This is a genomic window from Streptomyces sp. NPDC031379 (assembly GCF_055569615.1).
Genome location: NZ_JBVIIT010000002.1, coordinates 371,303 through 386,191, shown reverse-complemented (window position 1 = coordinate 386,191; position 14,889 = coordinate 371,303). Strand labels below are relative to the sequence as shown.

Genomic DNA, 14,889 nt, shown 5'->3' with positions numbered 1-14,889 from the left:
GTATGTCTCCTGCACGGTTCCTGCCTAGGCGGTGACAGGCACATGGCACTGGGTACGGCCACGCCCCCCTACGAGCTGCGGTTCGACGCCGGGCGGATCTGTCTGGATCTCCTCGCCACCACGCATCCGGCCGAACGGCTGGACGCCGTCGAGTCGTTGCGCGCCTGGATCACCGGTGCCGGTCTCGTGCCGCCCGGTACGCCGCTGGCCCACGCCGACGGCTCCTGGCTCGTGGGGTTCCGGGAACTGCGGGGACACATAGGGCGGTTGGTACGGGCCCCGCTCACGGCCGACGCGCGGCCGTACGAGCGCGCGCTCCTGCGTGTCAACGAGACCGCCCGTGCCGCGCCGCCCGTCCCGCGCGCCGTGCCCGGCCAGGACGGCGTGCTGGTGCGGGAGCTGGCCGGGCCGCCGGAGTGCGCGGCGCTGCTCGCCGTCCTCGCCCGGGACGCCGTGGACCTGCTCACCGACCCCGTGGCGCGGGCGGCCGTGCGCGAGTGCGAGGGGGACAACTGTCCCCTCGTGTACCTGGACACGTCACGGGGACGGCGCCGGCGCTGGTGCTCCAGCGAGGTCTGCGGCAACCGCGAGCGGGTCGCCCGGCACCGGCGCCGGGCGGCGCTCGCGCGGGCCTGAATATCCGGTACGGACGTTCTGCCGGATTGCGCCCTCAGAACGGGCGGAGTGATTTCCGCAACACCGGGTTTGCCGAGCCGGCCGCCCGGGCAGCCCGGACCCCTCCCGGCGATGTGTCGGAAATGTAAAGATCACCTGGTGGGAATGTGTACGCATGTCCCGCTCGTCACGTCATCCCCGAGAAAACTGTCACCTCCGTTTGAACACCCCGGGGCTTCCTTCCGTACCGGTGGGCGAGCGACCGACTGGGGGAACCCCCGGACACCGGAGGTGGGCGTGCGCAAGGATGCGGCCGTGGCCAATGAACGTGGATCGAGGGCCCGACATCGCATGTCCTCACAGCCCTCGGAACCTGATGAGGAGCTGATGCGTGCCCTGTATCGCGAGCACGCCGGACCTCTGCTTGCGTATGTCCTCAGGCTGGTCGCCGGCGATCGGCAGCGCGCCGAGGACGTCGTACAGGAAACGCTCATCCGTGCCTGGAAGAACGCCGGTCAGCTCAATCGGGCGACCGGATCGGTACGCCCCTGGCTGGTGACGGTCGCGCGCCGCATCGTCATCGACGGCCACCGCAGCCGGCAGGCCCGGCCGCAGGAGGTCGATCCGTCGCCGCTGGAGGTCATCCCCGCGGAGGACGAGATCGACAAGGCGCTGTGGCTGATGACGCTGTCGGACGCGCTCGACGACCTGACCCCGGCCCACCGGGAGGTGCTCGTCGAGACGTACTTCAAGGGGCGTACGGTCAACGAGGCGGCCGAGACGCTGGGTATCCCGAGCGGCACGGTGCGCTCCCGGGTGTTCTACGCCCTGCGATCGATGAAGCTGGCACTGGAGGAGCGGGGGGTGACGGCGTGATGAGCAATGGGTACGGGGGAATGCAGGGATTCGGCCCGGGTGGTCCGGGTATGTCTGGACCCATGAACCCCAGTCAGGGATCTTCGGTGCCGAGCGAGCACGAGACCGTCGGCGCCTACGCCCTCGGGATTCTCGACGACGCCGAGGCAACCGCTTTCGAGGCGCATCTCGCCGGCTGCGAGTGGTGCGCCCAGCAACTGGACGAGCTGGCCGGGATGGAGCCGATGCTGGCCGCGCTCGCGGACCTGCCGGGGTCCGGCAGCACCCCCGCGATCGGCGAGTCGCTGTCGGCGAAGCCCAGCCCGCGGGTGGTCGAGAAGCTGGTCGACGAGGTCGCCGAGCACCGCGCCCAGAAGCGGCGGCGCAGCTTCTACATGATCGCGGCGGCCGCCGCGCTGATCATCGCCGGCCCGCTGGCCGCGGTGGCCGTGAACAGCGGCTCGGACGACGGCAAGCAGGTCACCGCCTCCCCGGCCCAGGCCACCTTCCGGACCATGACCGACAAGGCGTCGGGCACGGACCCGTCGACCCACGTCAGCGCGACCGTCGGCATGGCGCAGAAGGTCTGGGGCACCCAGGCGGTGCTGGAGCTGAAGAACGTCAAGGGCCCGCTCAAGTGCTCCCTGGTCCTGGTCGCCAAGAACGGCCAGCGCGTGACGATGTCGTCCTGGTCGGTCCCGAACTGGGGCTACGGCATCGCGGACGGGAAGACGCCGGAGTCCAAGAAGCCGCTGTACATCGGCGGGGCCGCGGCCTTCCAGCCCAACGAGATCGACCACTTCGAGGTCGTGACCTTCGAGGGCAAGAAGCTGGTCCAGGTGGACGCGTAGTCGCCGTAGCTTTGCCGGGTCCCCTTCGCGTACGGTTGACGGCTGCCCAGCACGTCAGAAGGGGGCCCGGTGGCCGCTCAGGTTCAGCAGTCCGCGGTCGGCTCGGTACACGGCGGACAGGATTCCGTCCGTGACCGGGAGATCAGCGTCGAACAGGAACACCTTGACCGGGTGTACCGGCGGCTGGAGGAGAAGATCCACGAGGCCGAGTTCCTGATGCACGACGCGGCCAAGCGCGGCCAGGTGGGTACCCCGGGCGCGCTGGCCGAGCGGGACGCGCAGGTCTTCCGGGCCGGCATCCACCTGAACCGGCTCAACAACGAGTTCGAGGACTTCCTCTTCGGCCGCATCGACCTGCTGCTCGGCAAGGACGGCAAGAAGGGCCCCGACGGCGCCTACACGGCGGTGGAGCCGGCCGAGGGCGCGGTCCGCGCGGACAACACCGCCGACATCGCCGAGACCCTGCACATCGGCCGCATCGGCGTCCTCGACGAGGACTACTCCCCGCTGGTCATCGACTGGCGGGCGCCCGCCGCGGCGCCCTTCTACCGGGCCACGCCCGTCGACCCCGGGCGGGTCGTGCGGCGCCGGGTCATCCGCTCCAAGGGCCGCCGGGTCCTCGGTGTCGAGGACGACCTGATGCGCCCCGAACTGACCGCCCGTCTCGACGGCGGCGAGCTGGCGGTGATCGGCGACGGCGCCCTCATGGCCGCCCTCGGCCAGGCCCGCAGCCACACCATGCGGGACATCGTCTCCTCCATCCAGGCCGAGCAGGACCTGGTCATCCGGGCCCCCGCCGCCTCCGTCACCTACGTCGAGGGCGGCCCGGGCACCGGCAAGACCGCGGTCGCCCTGCACCGCGCGGCCTACCTGCTCTACCAGGACCGCAGACGCTACGCGGGCGGCATCCTGATCGTCTCCCCGACCCCGCTGCTGGTCGCCTACACCGAGGGCGTGCTGCCCTCGCTCGGCGAGGAGGGCCAGGTCGCGATCCGCGCCATCGGCTCCCTGGTCGACGGCGCCGAGGCCACCCTGTACGACTCCCCGTCCGTGGCCCGCGCCAAGGGCTCGTACCGGATGCTGAAGGTGCTGCGCAAGGCGGCCCGGGGCGCACTGGAGCTGGGGACCGGCGGCGGTGCGCCGGCCGGGCAGCTCACGCTGGACGACGACGCCGACACGGACGCGGGCACCGCGCCGCGGACCGTGACCGGCCCGCCCGCCCGGCTCCGCGTGGTCGCCTTCGGGCGCCGCCTCGAACTGGAGGCGGACGAGCTGGAACGTATCCGCCATGCCGCCCTCGGCGGCACCGCGCCGGTGAACCTGCTCCGCCCGCGCGCCCGCAGGCTGCTCCTGGACGCGCTGTGGGCCAAGTCCGGCGCCGCCGGCCGGCACACCGACCCGGAGCTGGCCGCCGAACTGCGCTCCTCCTTCGACGAGGACATCACGAGCGAGGACTCCTTCCTCGTGTTCCTCGACGCCTGGTGGCCCGAGCTGACCCCGAACGCGGTGCTCGCCGCCATGGCCGACGAGAGGCGGCTCGGCCGCTGGGGCCGTCGGATCCTCAACCCCGGCGAGGTCCGCAAGGTCGCCCGCTCCCTCAAGCGGGACGGCCACACCGTGCACGACATCGCCATGCTGGACGAGCTGCAGGCGATCCTCGGCGCCCCCGCCCGCCCGAAGAAGCGGCGCGAGTTCGACCCGCTGGACCAGCTCACCGGCCTGGAGGAGCTGATGCCGGTGCGCGAGGAGACCCAGCGGGAGCGGGCCGAGCGCCTCGCGCAGGAGCGCACCGAGTACGCGCACGTCATCGTGGACGAGGCGCAGGACCTCACCCCGATGCAGTGGCGCATGGTCGGCCGCCGCGGCCGGCACGCCACCTGGACGGTCGTCGGCGACCCGGCCCAGTCCTCCTGGTCCGACCCGGACGAGGCGGCCGAGGCCCGCGACGAGGCCCTCGGCACCCGCCCCCGGCGCCGCTTCCAGCTCACCGTCAACTACCGCAACCCGGCCGAGATCGCCGAGCTGGCCGCGAAGGTCCTCACGCTCGCCATGCCCGGCTCCGAGGCCCCGTCCGCCGTACGGTCCACGGGGGTCGAGCCGCGCTTCACGGTCGTACGCGACTCGCCGGCCGGCACCGTGCGGGCGGAGGCCGAGCGGCTGCTGGACCTGGTCGACGGCACGGTCGGCGTGGTCGTCGCGATGAACCGGCGCGAGGAGGCCCGGCGCTGGCTGGCCGGGCTCGGCGACCGGGTCGTCGCGCTCGGCAGCCTGGAGGCCAAGGGCCTGGAGTACGACGCCACGGTCGTCGTCTCGCCCGCGGAGATCGCGGACGAGTCCCCGGCCGGCCTGCGCGTGCTGTACGTGGCGCTGACCAGGGCCACCCAGCAGCTGACGGTGGTCTCCGGCGAGCGGGACGAACCGGACGCGGCCGGGGTCCCGGACCTGCTCAGGGACTGACTGGCTGTGAACATCCCGGACGGGAATGGCTGTACGGCATCCGTTTGTTAGCCTTGACGTGGCACCGGCCCGATCCAAGCCCCCGGGCCCAACCTTCGTCCCTCAGAGGGACCACTTGCCGCGAGGCGAGCATGGCGGGTCGGTGTCATGAACGTGTGGGAGGCCCACGCCACCAAGTGGCGTGGGCCTCTTTCTTTGTCTGATCACTTCTCGTATGGTGGAAGTGATTTTCCGAAACCGTGCATCCGCCGGAAACCTCGCGTGAACAAAACGTCCGCAACTCAGGGCGACTACCACGTACTGAGCGGTAGGTGCGACGATCGGACGGCACAACTCGCGACACGGTGAAAGCAGAGGAAGTCGGCCATGGCAACGGCGCCCAGCGTCTCCTACTCGATGACCATCCGGCTGGAGGTGCCCGCGAGCGGAACCGCCGTCTCGCAGCTCACCACCGCCGTGGAGTCCTCCGGAGGCTCGGTGACCGGCCTCGACGTCACCGCGTCCGGTCACGAGAAGCTCCGTATCGACGTCACCATCGCGGCCACGTCCACGGCCCACGCCGAGGAGATCGTCGAGAAGCTGCGCGGCATCGAGGGCGTCACGCTGGGCAAGGTCTCCGACCGTACGTTCCTGATGCACCTCGGCGGCAAGATCGAGATGGCGTCGAAGCACCCCATCCGCAACCGTGACGACCTGTCCATGGTCTACACGCCGGGTGTGGCCCGCGTCTGCATGGCCATCGCCGAGAACCCCGAGGACGCCCGCCGCCTCACCATCAAGCGCAACTCCGTTGCGGTCGTGACGGACGGCTCCGCCGTGCTCGGCCTCGGCAACATCGGCCCCAAGGCCGCGCTGCCCGTCATGGAGGGCAAGGCGGCCCTCTTCAAGCGCTTCGCCGGCATCGACGCCTGGCCGATCTGCCTGGACACCCAGGACAGCGACGCGATCGTGGAGATCGTCAAGGCGATCGCCCCCGGCTTCGCCGGCATCAATCTCGAGGACATCTCCGCGCCGCGCTGCTTCGAGATCGAGGCCCGGCTGCGCGAGGCCCTCGACATCCCGGTCTTCCACGACGACCAGCACGGCACCGCGATCGTCGTCCTCGCCGCCCTGACCAACGCCCTGCGCGTCACGGACAAGGCCATCGAGAACATCCGGGTCGTCATGTCCGGCGCCGGCGCGGCCGGTACGGCCATCCTCAAGCTGCTGATCGCCGCCGGCGTGAAGAACGCCGTCGTCGCCGACATCCACGGTGTCGTGCACGCCGGCCGCGAGGACCTGGTGGACGCCCCGGCCGACTCGCCGCTGCGCTGGATCGCGGACAACACCAACCCCGAGGGCCTGACCGGCACCCTGAAGGAGGCCGTGCACGGCGCCGACGTCTTCATCGGCGTCTCCGCGCCGAACGTCCTCGACGGCGACGACGTGGCCGCCATGGCCGACGGCGCCATCGTGTTCGCGCTCGCGAACCCCGACCCCGAGGTGGAGCCCGCGATCGCCCGTCAGACGGCGGCCGTCGTGGCCACCGGCCGCTCCGACTTCCCGAACCAGATCAACAACGTGCTGGTCTTCCCGGGTGTCTTCCGCGGCCTGCTGGACGCCCAGTCCCGGACCGTCAACACGGAGATGATGCTCGCCGCCGCGAAGGCCCTCGCCGACGTGGTGACCGAGGACGAGCTGAACCCGAACTACATCGTCCCGAGCGTCTTCAACGACAAGGTCGCGGGCGCCGTGGCCGGCGCGGTCCGCGAGGCCGCGAAGGCGGCCGGGGTGACCGTCTGACGACGTCGTGCCGTACTGTGCCGGTGCTGTGAGGATCACCACGGCGGCTCCGGCACCGGCGCGTCGTGGAACCACCTGGTGCCGGGTGCGCTCTAGGGTGACGGCCGAGCAGGCGCTTTTCGTGTGACTCCCCAGGGTGTTCTCACGACTCCTACGGGTGCCGGATTGGCTTTCCCGCCGCAGGTAGGGGCAGGATGCGTCCCTGGGCGCGAGCGCATCGGCATCGCAGTGCCTCGGGCGGCTCCGCCGCGTGGCACACCCCAACGGCAAGAAATACACGGGAGTAACAACATGAACCGCAGTGAGCTGGTGGCCGCGCTGGCCGACCGCGCCGAGGTGACCCGCAAGGACGCCGACGCCGTGCTGGCCGCGTTCGCCGAGACCGTCGGCGAGATCGTCGCCAAGGGCGACGAGAAGGTCACCATCCCCGGCTTCCTGACCTTCGAGCGCACCCACCGTGCCGCTCGTACCGCGCGCAACCCGCAGACCGGCGAGCCCATCAACATCCCCGCCGGCTTCAGCGTGAAGGTCACCGCGGGCTCCAAGCTCAAGGAAGCCGCCAAGGGCAAGTGATCTTGCCGCTCGTATGCCACGGGACGGCGTACGAGGCGTTTCGACACACGATGACGCCAAAGGGGCGACCCTCCTTCACCGGAGGGCCGCCCCTTCGCCGTAGGGCCGTCCAGAGCGGTCAGCCGAGCGCCTTGCCCGGCAGCTCCACCTTCGCGCCGAGCTCCATGAGCTTCTCCATGAAGTTCTCGTAGCCACGGTTGATCAGGTCGATGCCGTGGACGCGGGAGGTGCCCTCGGCGGCGAGCGCGGCGATCAGGTACGAGAAGCCGCCGCGCAGGTCGGGGATGACCAGGTCGGAGCCCTGGAGCCGGGTCGGGCCCGAGACCACCGCGGAGTGCAGGAAGTTGCGCTGGCCGAAACGGCAGTCGGAGCCGCCCAGGCACTCGCGGTAGAGCTGGATGTGGGCGCCCATCTGGTTCAGCGCCGAGGTGAAGCCCAGGCGGGACTCGTACACCGTCTCGTGGATGATGGACAGGCCCGTGGCCTGGGTCAGGGCCACCACCAGCGGCTGCTGCCAGTCGGTCTGGAAGCCGGGGTGCACGTCCGTCTCCAGCGCGATGGACTTCAGCCGGCCGCCCGGGTGCCAGAAGCGGATGCCCTCGTCGTCGATCTCGAAGGCACCGCCCACCTTCCGGTAGGTGTTCAGGAACGTCATCATCGAGCGCTGCTGGGCGCCGCGGACGTAGATGTTGCCGTTGGTCGCCAGCGCCGCCGACGCCCAGGACGCGGCCTCCAGGCGGTCCGACAGGGCACGGTGGGTGTAGCCGCCGAGCTTGTCCACACCGGTGATGCGGATCGTGCGGTCGGTGTCCATCGCGATGATCGCGCCCATCTTCTGCAGCACGCAGATGAGGTCCTCGATCTCCGGCTCGACGGCCGCGTTGGACAACTCCGTGACGCCCTCGGCCAGTACGGCCGTCAGCAGCACCTGCTCGGTCGCGCCGACGGACGGGTACGGCAGCCGGATCTTCGTGCCGCGCAGCCGCTGCGGAGCCTCCAGGTACTGCCCGTCCGCGCGCTTCTCGATCGTCGCGCCGAACTGCCGCAGCACGTCGAAGTGGAAGTCGATGGGCCGGCCGCCGATGTCACAGCCGCCGAGGCCCGGGATGAACGCGTGGCCGAGCCGGTGCAGCAGCGGACCGCAGAAGAGGATCGGGATACGGCTGGAACCGGCGTGGGCATCGATGTCAGCCACGTTGGCGCTCTCGACGTGCGTCGGGTCGAGCACCAGCTCGCCGGGCTCCTCGCCCGGACGGACCGTCACCCCGTGCAGCTGGAGCAGACCGCGCACGACCCGGACGTCACGGATGTCGGGAACGTTGCGCAGACGGCTCGGCTCGCTGCCCAGCAGGGCGGCGACCATGGCCTTCGGCACGAGGTTCTTCGCACCGCGGACACGGATCTCGCCCTCCAGCGGGGTTCCGCCGTGGACAAGCAGGACATCGTCGTTGACGGTCATGAATCTCGCGTTCCGATGAGTTGGGCAGGGGCCGGCCGATCACTGTGCGCAGGGGCCGGGAAGACAGGGTAATCGCCCATCACCCCCCGCCCGTAAGCCCGAGCACCACCCAGTCACGTCATAGCTGTGTCACAACACGAACCGTTCTCTATCGGGCACATGGGGTCACCGTCGGGGGCGCGCGCCGGGCCCGCTCCCGCGCGCTCTGAGCTGGGTACCCCGGATTGGCTCCCCACCGCGGGGGAAGATGCGGGATCATGTCTGGCATGACCGAGGTGTCCTCGCTCACAGGGCGGCTGCTCGTGGCCACGCCCGCCCTGGCGGACCCGAACTTCGACCGCGCGGTGGTGCTCCTTCTCGACCACGACGAGGAGGGCTCCCTCGGTGTCGTCCTCAACCGCCCCACCCCCGTGGACGTGGGCGACATCCTGGAGGGCTGGGCCGATCTCGCCGGCGAGCCCGGGGTGGTCTTCCAGGGCGGCCCCGTCTCGCTGGACTCCGCGCTCGGCGTGGCGGTCATCCCCGGCGGCGCGAACGGCGACCGTGCCCCTCTCGGCTGGCGGCGGGTGCACGGCGCGATCGGCCTCGTCGACCTGGAGACCCCGCCGGAGCTGCTCGCCTCGGCCCTCGGCAGCCTGCGGATCTTCGCCGGTTACGCCGGCTGGGGTCCCGGCCAGCTGGAGGACGAGCTGGTCGAGGGCGCCTGGTACGTGGTGGAGTCCGAACCGGGCGACGTCTCCTCGCCGGCCCCGGAGAGGCTCTGGCGCGAGGTGCTGCGACGCCAGCGCAACGAGCTGGCGATGGTGGCCACGTACCCGGACGACCCTTCGCTCAACTGATGCCTGTGAGCTTCAGTACCCTGGGCGGTATGAGCACTCTTGAGCCCGAGCGCGGGACTGGTACGGGGACCCTCGTAGAGCCGACGCCACAGGTGTCCCACGGCGACGGCGACCACGAGCGCTTCGCCCACTACGTCCAGAAGGACAAGATCATGGCGAGCGCCCTCGACGGCACCCCCGTCGTGGCGCTGTGCGGCAAGGTCTGGGTGCCGGGCCGCGACCCGAAGAAGTACCCCGTGTGCCCCATGTGCAAGGAGATCTACGAGTCCATGGGCAGCGGCGGCGACGACAAGGGCGGCGACAAGTAGCGGTCACCCCGACGGCCTGAGCTTTTCCGAGGCCCCCGGGACGCGCGTGCGACACGCGTGTCCCGGGGGCTTTCGTGTTTTCCGGTCACAGAGTGGTTGAGACCTCTTGTCGGCATGTTCATGTACTCCTTAGCCTCCTCCTGTTGTGCAGAGCGAAACAGTCATTGCATATGTTGCAACGAGCTAACTCAGGTACCAACTCTCCGGAGGAACGCTCCATGAAGCTGTCCGCCCCGATCGCGGCGCTGCTCACCCTCGCCGTCGCCACCGCCTGCGCCCCCCAGTCCTCCTCCAATTCCGCCTCCGACCAGGACCGCAAGAGCGGCACCCTGCGGGTGTGGCTCTTCCAGGAGGTCGGCAACGAGCCGAAGAAGAGGGTCGTCGACACGGTCGTCACCGCCTTCGAGAAGGCCCACAAGGACACCGAGGTCGACGTCGAGTACATCCCCGTCGAGACCCGCGCCCAGCGCGTCAAGGCCGCCTTCAACGACCCGAAGTCCGCGCCGGACGTCATCGAGTACGGCAACACCGACACCGCCGGCTACGTCCACGACGGCGGACTCCTGGACATCACCGAGGAGTTCTCCGCCTGGGGCGAGGCCAAGGACACCGACCCGACCGCCCGGCAGTCCGTCACCGTCGACGGAAAGGTCTACGGCGCCCCCTTCTACGTCGGCGTCCGCGCGCTCTACTACCGCACCGACGTCTTCCGGGAACTCGGCCTGAAACCGCCGAGGTCCCTGGCCGAACTGGCCGGCACGGCCCGCACGATCCGCGCCGCGAAGCCCGACCTGTACGGCCTGGTCGTCGGCGGCGCCTACACCTACGGCGCGATGCCCTTCGTCTGGGCGAACGGCGGCGACCTGGCGACCGGCAAGGGCGGCTCGTACGCCTCCGCGATCGACAGCGCGGCCGCCCGCAAGGGCATCAAGGCCTACACGTCGCTCTTCACCGACGCCAACTGCCCCGCCGCCAAGTGCGCGGGCATGGGCGGCAACGACACGGTGACCGCGTTCGCGGCGGGCAAGGCGGGCATGGCCATCGGCGGCGACTTCAGCCACGCGGCCGTGGAGGCCGGGAAGGTCAAGGGCAGGTACGCGGTCGTGCCGCTGCCGGGCACGGCCCCCGGCTCGATCGCCCCGGCGTTCGCCGGCGGCAACGACATCGGCGTGCTGAAGAGCACCACCCATCGCACGCTCGCCGTCGACCTGATGGAGCGGCTGTCCTCGAAGAAGACCCAGTCCGCCCTGTTCGACGCGATGGGCTTCCTGCCGACGTTCACGGACGTCCGCGAGCAGGCGGCGGCCCGGGAGCCGTTCGTGAAGCCCTTCGTGCGGACGCTGGCGGCCGGTACGAAGTTCGTGCCCGCCTCGGCCGCCTGGTCGCAGATCGACTCCTCGCTCGTACTGCCGACGATGTTCCAGGAGGTGATCAGCGGCAAGAAGGACGTGGACGCCGCCGCTGGGTCGGCCGCGGCGAAGATGAACGACGCGTTCGGCTCCGCCGGATGAGGGCGGTGGCCGCGCCCAGCGGCCCGCGGGGTTCGGATCGTCGGCGGGTACGGGTCCCACGTGAGCGGTCGCGCAGTTCCCCGCGCCCCCCGGCGAGCCGCGGCGCGCGGCGCCGAGGAGGTGGCCCGGTGCCCTGGCTCTACCTCGCGCCCGCCCTCGTCGTCCTCGGCGGGCTGCTCGTCTACCCCGTCTACCAACTCGGCCTGATCTCCCTCTTCCGGTACACCCAGGCGCAGGTCAGCGGCGGGGAGCCGGCCGAGTTCCGGGGGTTCGGGAACTACACGGACCTGTTCTCCGACGGGCGGTTCTGGCAGGTGCTGCTGGCCACCGTGGTGTTCGCGGCGGCCTGTGTGCTGTCCACCCTCGCCGTCGGGTGCGCGCTCGCCGTGCTGCTCACGCGCGTGCGTACCGTGCCGCGGCTCGCGCTGATGCTGGCCGCGCTGGGTGCCTGGGCGACGCCGGCGGTCACCGGCTCCACGGTGTGGCTGTTCCTGTTCGACCCGGACTTCGGGCCGGTCGACCGGCTGCTGGGGCTGGGGGACCACTCGTGGACGTACGGCCGGTACAGCGCGTTCCTGCTCGTCCTGCTCGAAGTGGTCTGGTGCTCCTTCCCGTTCGTGATGGTGACGGTCTACGCCGGCATCCGCGCCGTACCGGCCGAGGTGCTGGAGGCCGCCGCGCTGGACGGTGCCTCGCAGTGGCGCATCTGGCGCGCGGTGCTCGCGCCGATGCTCCGGCCGATCCTCACCGTCGTCACCATCCAGTCGGTCATCTGGGACTTCAAGGTGTTCACGCAGATCTACGTCATGACGAACGGCGGCGGCATCGCGGGCCAGAACCTGGTGCTGAACGTGTACGCCTACCAGGAGGCGTTCGCCTCCTCCCAGTACGGCCTCGGCTCGGCGATCGGCGTGGTGACGCTGCTGATCCTGCTGGCCGTGACGCTGGTGTACCTGCGGCTGCTGCGCCGGCAGGGGGAGGAGCTGTGAGGCGGCCCTGGCGGTTGTTCGCGGAAGGTGCGGCGCTGCTGATCGCCGTCGTCGTGGCCTTCCCGCTGTACTGGATGGTGCTGAGCGCCTTCAAACCGGCCGGGGAGATCGAGTCCGACCGGCCCCGTCCGTGGACGCTGTCGCCGTCCCTGGACGCCTTCCGGCGGGTCTTCGGACAGCAGGAATTCGGCCGGTACTTCGTCAACAGCCTGGTGGTGGCGGGCACTGTGGTGATCGCCTCGGCGCTGATCGCCTTTCTCGCGGCGACCGCCGTCACACGATTCCGTTTCCGCTTCCGCACCACCCTGCTGATCATGTTCCTGGTGGCCCAGATGGTGCCCGTGGAAGCCCTCACGATCCCGCTGTTCTTCCTCATGCGGGACTTCGGCCGGCTGAACACTCTCGGCTCGCTGATCCTGCCCCACATCGCCTTCTCGCTGCCCTTCGCGATCTGGATGCTGCGGGGGTTCGTGAAAGCGGTCCCGGAGGCCCTGGAGGAAGCCGCGTACCTCGACGGGGCGAGCCGTGCGCGATTCCTCTGGCAGATCCTTTTCCCGCTCGTCCTGCCCGGCCTCGTGGCCACGAGCGTGTTTTCCTTCATCTCGGCCTGGAACGACTTCCTGTTCGCCAAGTCCTTCATCATCAGCGACACTTCACAGTCGACCCTGCCGATGGCCCTGCTGGTGTTCTACAAGCCGGACGAGCCGGACTGGGGCGGGGTCATGGCCGCGTCCACGGTGATGACGATTCCGGTGCTGGTCTTCTTCGTACTCGTACAGCGACGCCTGGTCTCGGGACTGGGCGGAGCGGTTAAGGACTGACCATGGTGGATGTGATTCCGTACGAGCTGTTCGACGGGTTCGACGTGGGGCTGGTCCCGGCGCCCGGCCGCTTCTCGGCCTCGCTGCCCGGCGGCGGCCAGGGGTGCTTCATCGACGCCGGGACCGAGATCGAGGCGACCGCCGGCACCGAAGGGGTGGCGCGGTGGCTGCGGACGACCGTGGGCGCGGCGACCGGGTACCCGCTGCCGCCGCACACCGACAACGGGAACCGCATCCTGCTGCGGATCATCCCCTCACTGGCCGAGGAACTCGGCAGCCCCGAGGCGTACCGCCTGTCCGCCGACGGCTATGTGATCGCCATCGACGGGGCGAGCGAGGCCGGCCTGTTCTGGGGCGCCCAGACCTTCCGGCAACTGCTCGGGCCGGACGCCTTCCGCCGGGCGCCGATCGCCGTCCGCGAGGAGTGGGAGTTCCCCGCGGTCACCATCCACGACGCCCCCCGTTTCCGCTGGCGCGGTCTCCTCCTCGACGTCGCCCGGCACTTCATGCCCAAGGAAGGCGTGCTGCGCTACCTGGACCTGATGGCCGCGCACAAACTCAATGTCTTCCACTTCCATCTGACGGACGACCAGGGCTGGCGGATCGAGATCAAGCGGTACCCCGAGCTGACCGAGACCGCTTCCTGGCGGACGCGGACGAAATTCGGTCACCGGGCCTCGCCGCTGTGGGAGGAGAAGCCGCACGGGGGTTACTACACCCAGGACGACATCCGGGAGATCGTCGCCTACGCCGCCGAGCGGCATATCACCGTCGTCCCGGAAATCGACGTACCCGGCCACTCGCAGGCCGCCATCGCCGCATACCCGGAACTCGGCAACACCGACGTCATCGACACCACCGCCCTCTCCGTCCTGGACACCTGGGGGATCTCCTCCAACGTACTGGCCCCCACCGACACCACCCTGCGCTTCTACGAGGGGGTCTTCGAGGAGGTGCTGGAGCTGTTCCCCTCGCGGTTCATCCATGTCGGCGGCGACGAATGCCGCAAGGAGCAGTGGACCGAGTCGGTGGCCGCCAAGACCCGTATGACGGAACTCGGTCTGGCCGACGAGGAGGAACTGCAGTCCTGGTTCATCGGGCACTTCGACGCGTGGCTCACCGCGCGCGGGCGCCGCCTCATCGGCTGGGACGAGATCCTGGAGGGCGGCCTTGCGAAGAACGCGGCGGTGTCCTCCTGGCGCGGCTACGGCGGCGGCATCGCGGCGGCACGGGCCGGCCACGACGTGGTCATGTGCCCGGAGCAGTACGTGTACCTGGACCACCGTCAGGCCCCGGGCGAGGACGAGCCGGTGCCGATCGGGTTCGTGCGCACCCTGGAGGACGTCTACCGGTTCGAACCCGTACCGCCCGGCCTCACCGAACAGGAGGCCGGGCACGTCCTGGGCACCCAGGCGAACGTCTGGACCGAGGTGCTGGAGGACAGCGCGCGCGTGGACTACCAGACCTTCCCCCGGCTCGCGGCCTTCGCCGAGGTGGCCTGGAGCCGGCTGCCCGCCCCGGCGGAACGGGACTTCGCGGACTTCGAGCGCCGGATGGCCGCCCATTACGGGCGACTTGACGCCCTCGGCGTCGCCTACCGGCCGCCCACCGGGCCCCGGCCGTGGCAGAAGCGCCCCGGCGTGCTCGGCCGTCCGATCGAGGGGCCGCCTCCGAACAAGTAATGGAAAAAGACCTCAAGGGTCACCGAAGAGTGGCAATCGCCACGGACCGGTGATGCCGTACGAAAACGGACCATCTCCTCGGTGAGGTGGGCGAATGTCTCCTAGCGGACCCCCGCGTTCGGGCCTCACGAGAATGTGCCAGAGTTG

13 protein-coding genes are annotated in these 14,889 nt (G+C 70.2%); 12 read left to right on the top strand and 1 reads right to left on the bottom strand.

Translation table 11 applies throughout. The annotated features are described in order from the left end of the window. Positions 1 to 42 precede the first annotated feature (42 nt). The 6 genes from ACZ5CW_RS04575 (at position 43) to ACZ5CW_RS04550 (ending at position 7,133) form a co-directional block, all read left to right on the top strand. Complete coding sequence (locus tag ACZ5CW_RS04575; protein ID WP_468598288.1) at positions 43 to 636, top strand: CGNR zinc finger domain-containing protein; 594 nt, start codon at positions 43 to 45, stop codon at positions 634 to 636. A gap of 270 nt (positions 637 to 906) precedes the next feature. Continuing rightward, entirely contained in the window at positions 907 to 1,491 is a 585-nt protein-coding gene (locus tag ACZ5CW_RS04570; protein ID WP_030167252.1) for a sigma-70 family RNA polymerase sigma factor, read from the top strand. Between the two features lie 62 nt (positions 1,492 to 1,553). Beyond that, positions 1,554 to 2,321 carry an anti-sigma factor family protein gene (locus ACZ5CW_RS04565; RefSeq protein ID WP_468598286.1) on the top strand — a complete coding sequence of 256 codons (768 nt, stop codon included), beginning with the start codon at positions 1,554 to 1,556 and terminating at the stop codon, positions 2,319 to 2,321. Positions 2,322 to 2,390: 69 nt separating this feature from the next. Beyond that, on the top strand, positions 2,391 to 4,778 hold the full coding sequence (locus ACZ5CW_RS04560; RefSeq protein ID WP_468598284.1) for a HelD family protein: 2,388 nt from the start codon (positions 2,391 to 2,393) through the stop codon (positions 4,776 to 4,778). 366 nt (positions 4,779 to 5,144) lie between these two features. Further along, on the top strand, positions 5,145 to 6,560 hold the full coding sequence (locus ACZ5CW_RS04555) for an NAD-dependent malic enzyme (protein WP_468598282.1): 1,416 nt from the start codon (positions 5,145 to 5,147) through the stop codon (positions 6,558 to 6,560). Between the two features lie 291 nt (positions 6,561 to 6,851). Further along, a complete protein-coding gene (locus ACZ5CW_RS04550; protein WP_014673024.1) occupies positions 6,852 to 7,133 on the top strand; it encodes an HU family DNA-binding protein in 282 nt (93 codons plus the stop codon). 118 nt (positions 7,134 to 7,251) lie between these two features. Here ACZ5CW_RS04550 and murA read toward each other — a convergent pair whose 3' ends face one another. Beyond that, positions 7,252 to 8,592: a UDP-N-acetylglucosamine 1-carboxyvinyltransferase gene (gene murA, locus ACZ5CW_RS04545; RefSeq protein WP_468598279.1), complete on the bottom strand. Its 1,341-nt coding sequence runs from the start codon at positions 8,590 to 8,592 to the stop codon at positions 7,252 to 7,254. 266 nt (positions 8,593 to 8,858) lie between these two features. Between murA and ACZ5CW_RS04540 the strand changes: the two genes are divergently transcribed. The 6 genes from ACZ5CW_RS04540 (at position 8,859) to ACZ5CW_RS04515 (ending at position 14,742) form a co-directional block, all read left to right on the top strand. Beyond that, on the top strand, positions 8,859 to 9,431 hold the full coding sequence (locus tag ACZ5CW_RS04540; RefSeq protein ID WP_468598277.1) for a YqgE/AlgH family protein: 573 nt from the start codon (positions 8,859 to 8,861) through the stop codon (positions 9,429 to 9,431). A gap of 29 nt (positions 9,432 to 9,460) precedes the next feature. Next, positions 9,461 to 9,739, top strand: a complete 279-nt coding sequence (locus ACZ5CW_RS04535; protein WP_143638399.1) for a DUF3039 domain-containing protein — start codon at positions 9,461 to 9,463, stop codon at positions 9,737 to 9,739. Positions 9,740 to 9,957: 218 nt separating this feature from the next. Beyond that, complete coding sequence (locus ACZ5CW_RS04530) at positions 9,958 to 11,250, top strand: extracellular solute-binding protein (RefSeq protein ID WP_468598275.1); 1,293 nt, start codon at positions 9,958 to 9,960, stop codon at positions 11,248 to 11,250. Further along, positions 11,247 to 12,239 (top strand): carbohydrate ABC transporter permease, encoded by a 993-nt coding sequence (locus ACZ5CW_RS04525; protein ID WP_468598274.1) that lies wholly within the window; start codon positions 11,247 to 11,249, stop codon positions 12,237 to 12,239. The genes ACZ5CW_RS04530 and ACZ5CW_RS04525 overlap by 4 nt, the downstream gene beginning before the upstream one ends. After that, positions 12,236 to 13,060: a carbohydrate ABC transporter permease gene (locus ACZ5CW_RS04520; RefSeq protein WP_468598272.1), complete on the top strand. Its 825-nt coding sequence runs from the start codon at positions 12,236 to 12,238 to the stop codon at positions 13,058 to 13,060. The genes ACZ5CW_RS04525 and ACZ5CW_RS04520 overlap by 4 nt, the downstream gene beginning before the upstream one ends. A gap of 2 nt (positions 13,061 to 13,062) precedes the next feature. Further along, on the top strand, positions 13,063 to 14,742 hold the full coding sequence (locus ACZ5CW_RS04515; RefSeq protein WP_468598270.1) for a beta-N-acetylhexosaminidase: 1,680 nt from the start codon (positions 13,063 to 13,065) through the stop codon (positions 14,740 to 14,742). The last annotated feature ends 147 nt before the right edge of the window (positions 14,743 to 14,889 follow it).

Coding starts and splice junctions, on each gene's coding strand:
- ACZ5CW_RS04575 (WP_468598288.1), top strand. CDS start 43: ATGGCACTGGGTACGGCCACGCCCCCCTACGAGCTGCGGTTCGACGCC.
- ACZ5CW_RS04565 (WP_468598286.1), top strand. CDS start 1,554: ATGAACCCCAGTCAGGGATCTTCGGTGCCGAGCGAGCACGAGACCGTC.
- ACZ5CW_RS04555 (WP_468598282.1), top strand. CDS start 5,145: ATGGCAACGGCGCCCAGCGTCTCCTACTCGATGACCATCCGGCTGGAG.
- ACZ5CW_RS04550 (WP_014673024.1), top strand. CDS start 6,852: ATGAACCGCAGTGAGCTGGTGGCCGCGCTGGCCGACCGCGCCGAGGTG.
- murA (WP_468598279.1), bottom strand. CDS start 8,592: ATGACCGTCAACGACGATGTCCTGCTTGTCCACGGCGGAACCCCGCTG.
- ACZ5CW_RS04540 (WP_468598277.1), top strand. CDS start 8,859: ATGACCGAGGTGTCCTCGCTCACAGGGCGGCTGCTCGTGGCCACGCCC.
- ACZ5CW_RS04535 (WP_143638399.1), top strand. CDS start 9,461: ATGAGCACTCTTGAGCCCGAGCGCGGGACTGGTACGGGGACCCTCGTA.
- ACZ5CW_RS04530 (WP_468598275.1), top strand. CDS start 9,958: ATGAAGCTGTCCGCCCCGATCGCGGCGCTGCTCACCCTCGCCGTCGCC.
- ACZ5CW_RS04525 (WP_468598274.1), top strand. CDS start 11,247: ATGAGGGCGGTGGCCGCGCCCAGCGGCCCGCGGGGTTCGGATCGTCGG.
- ACZ5CW_RS04515 (WP_468598270.1), top strand. CDS start 13,063: ATGGTGGATGTGATTCCGTACGAGCTGTTCGACGGGTTCGACGTGGGG.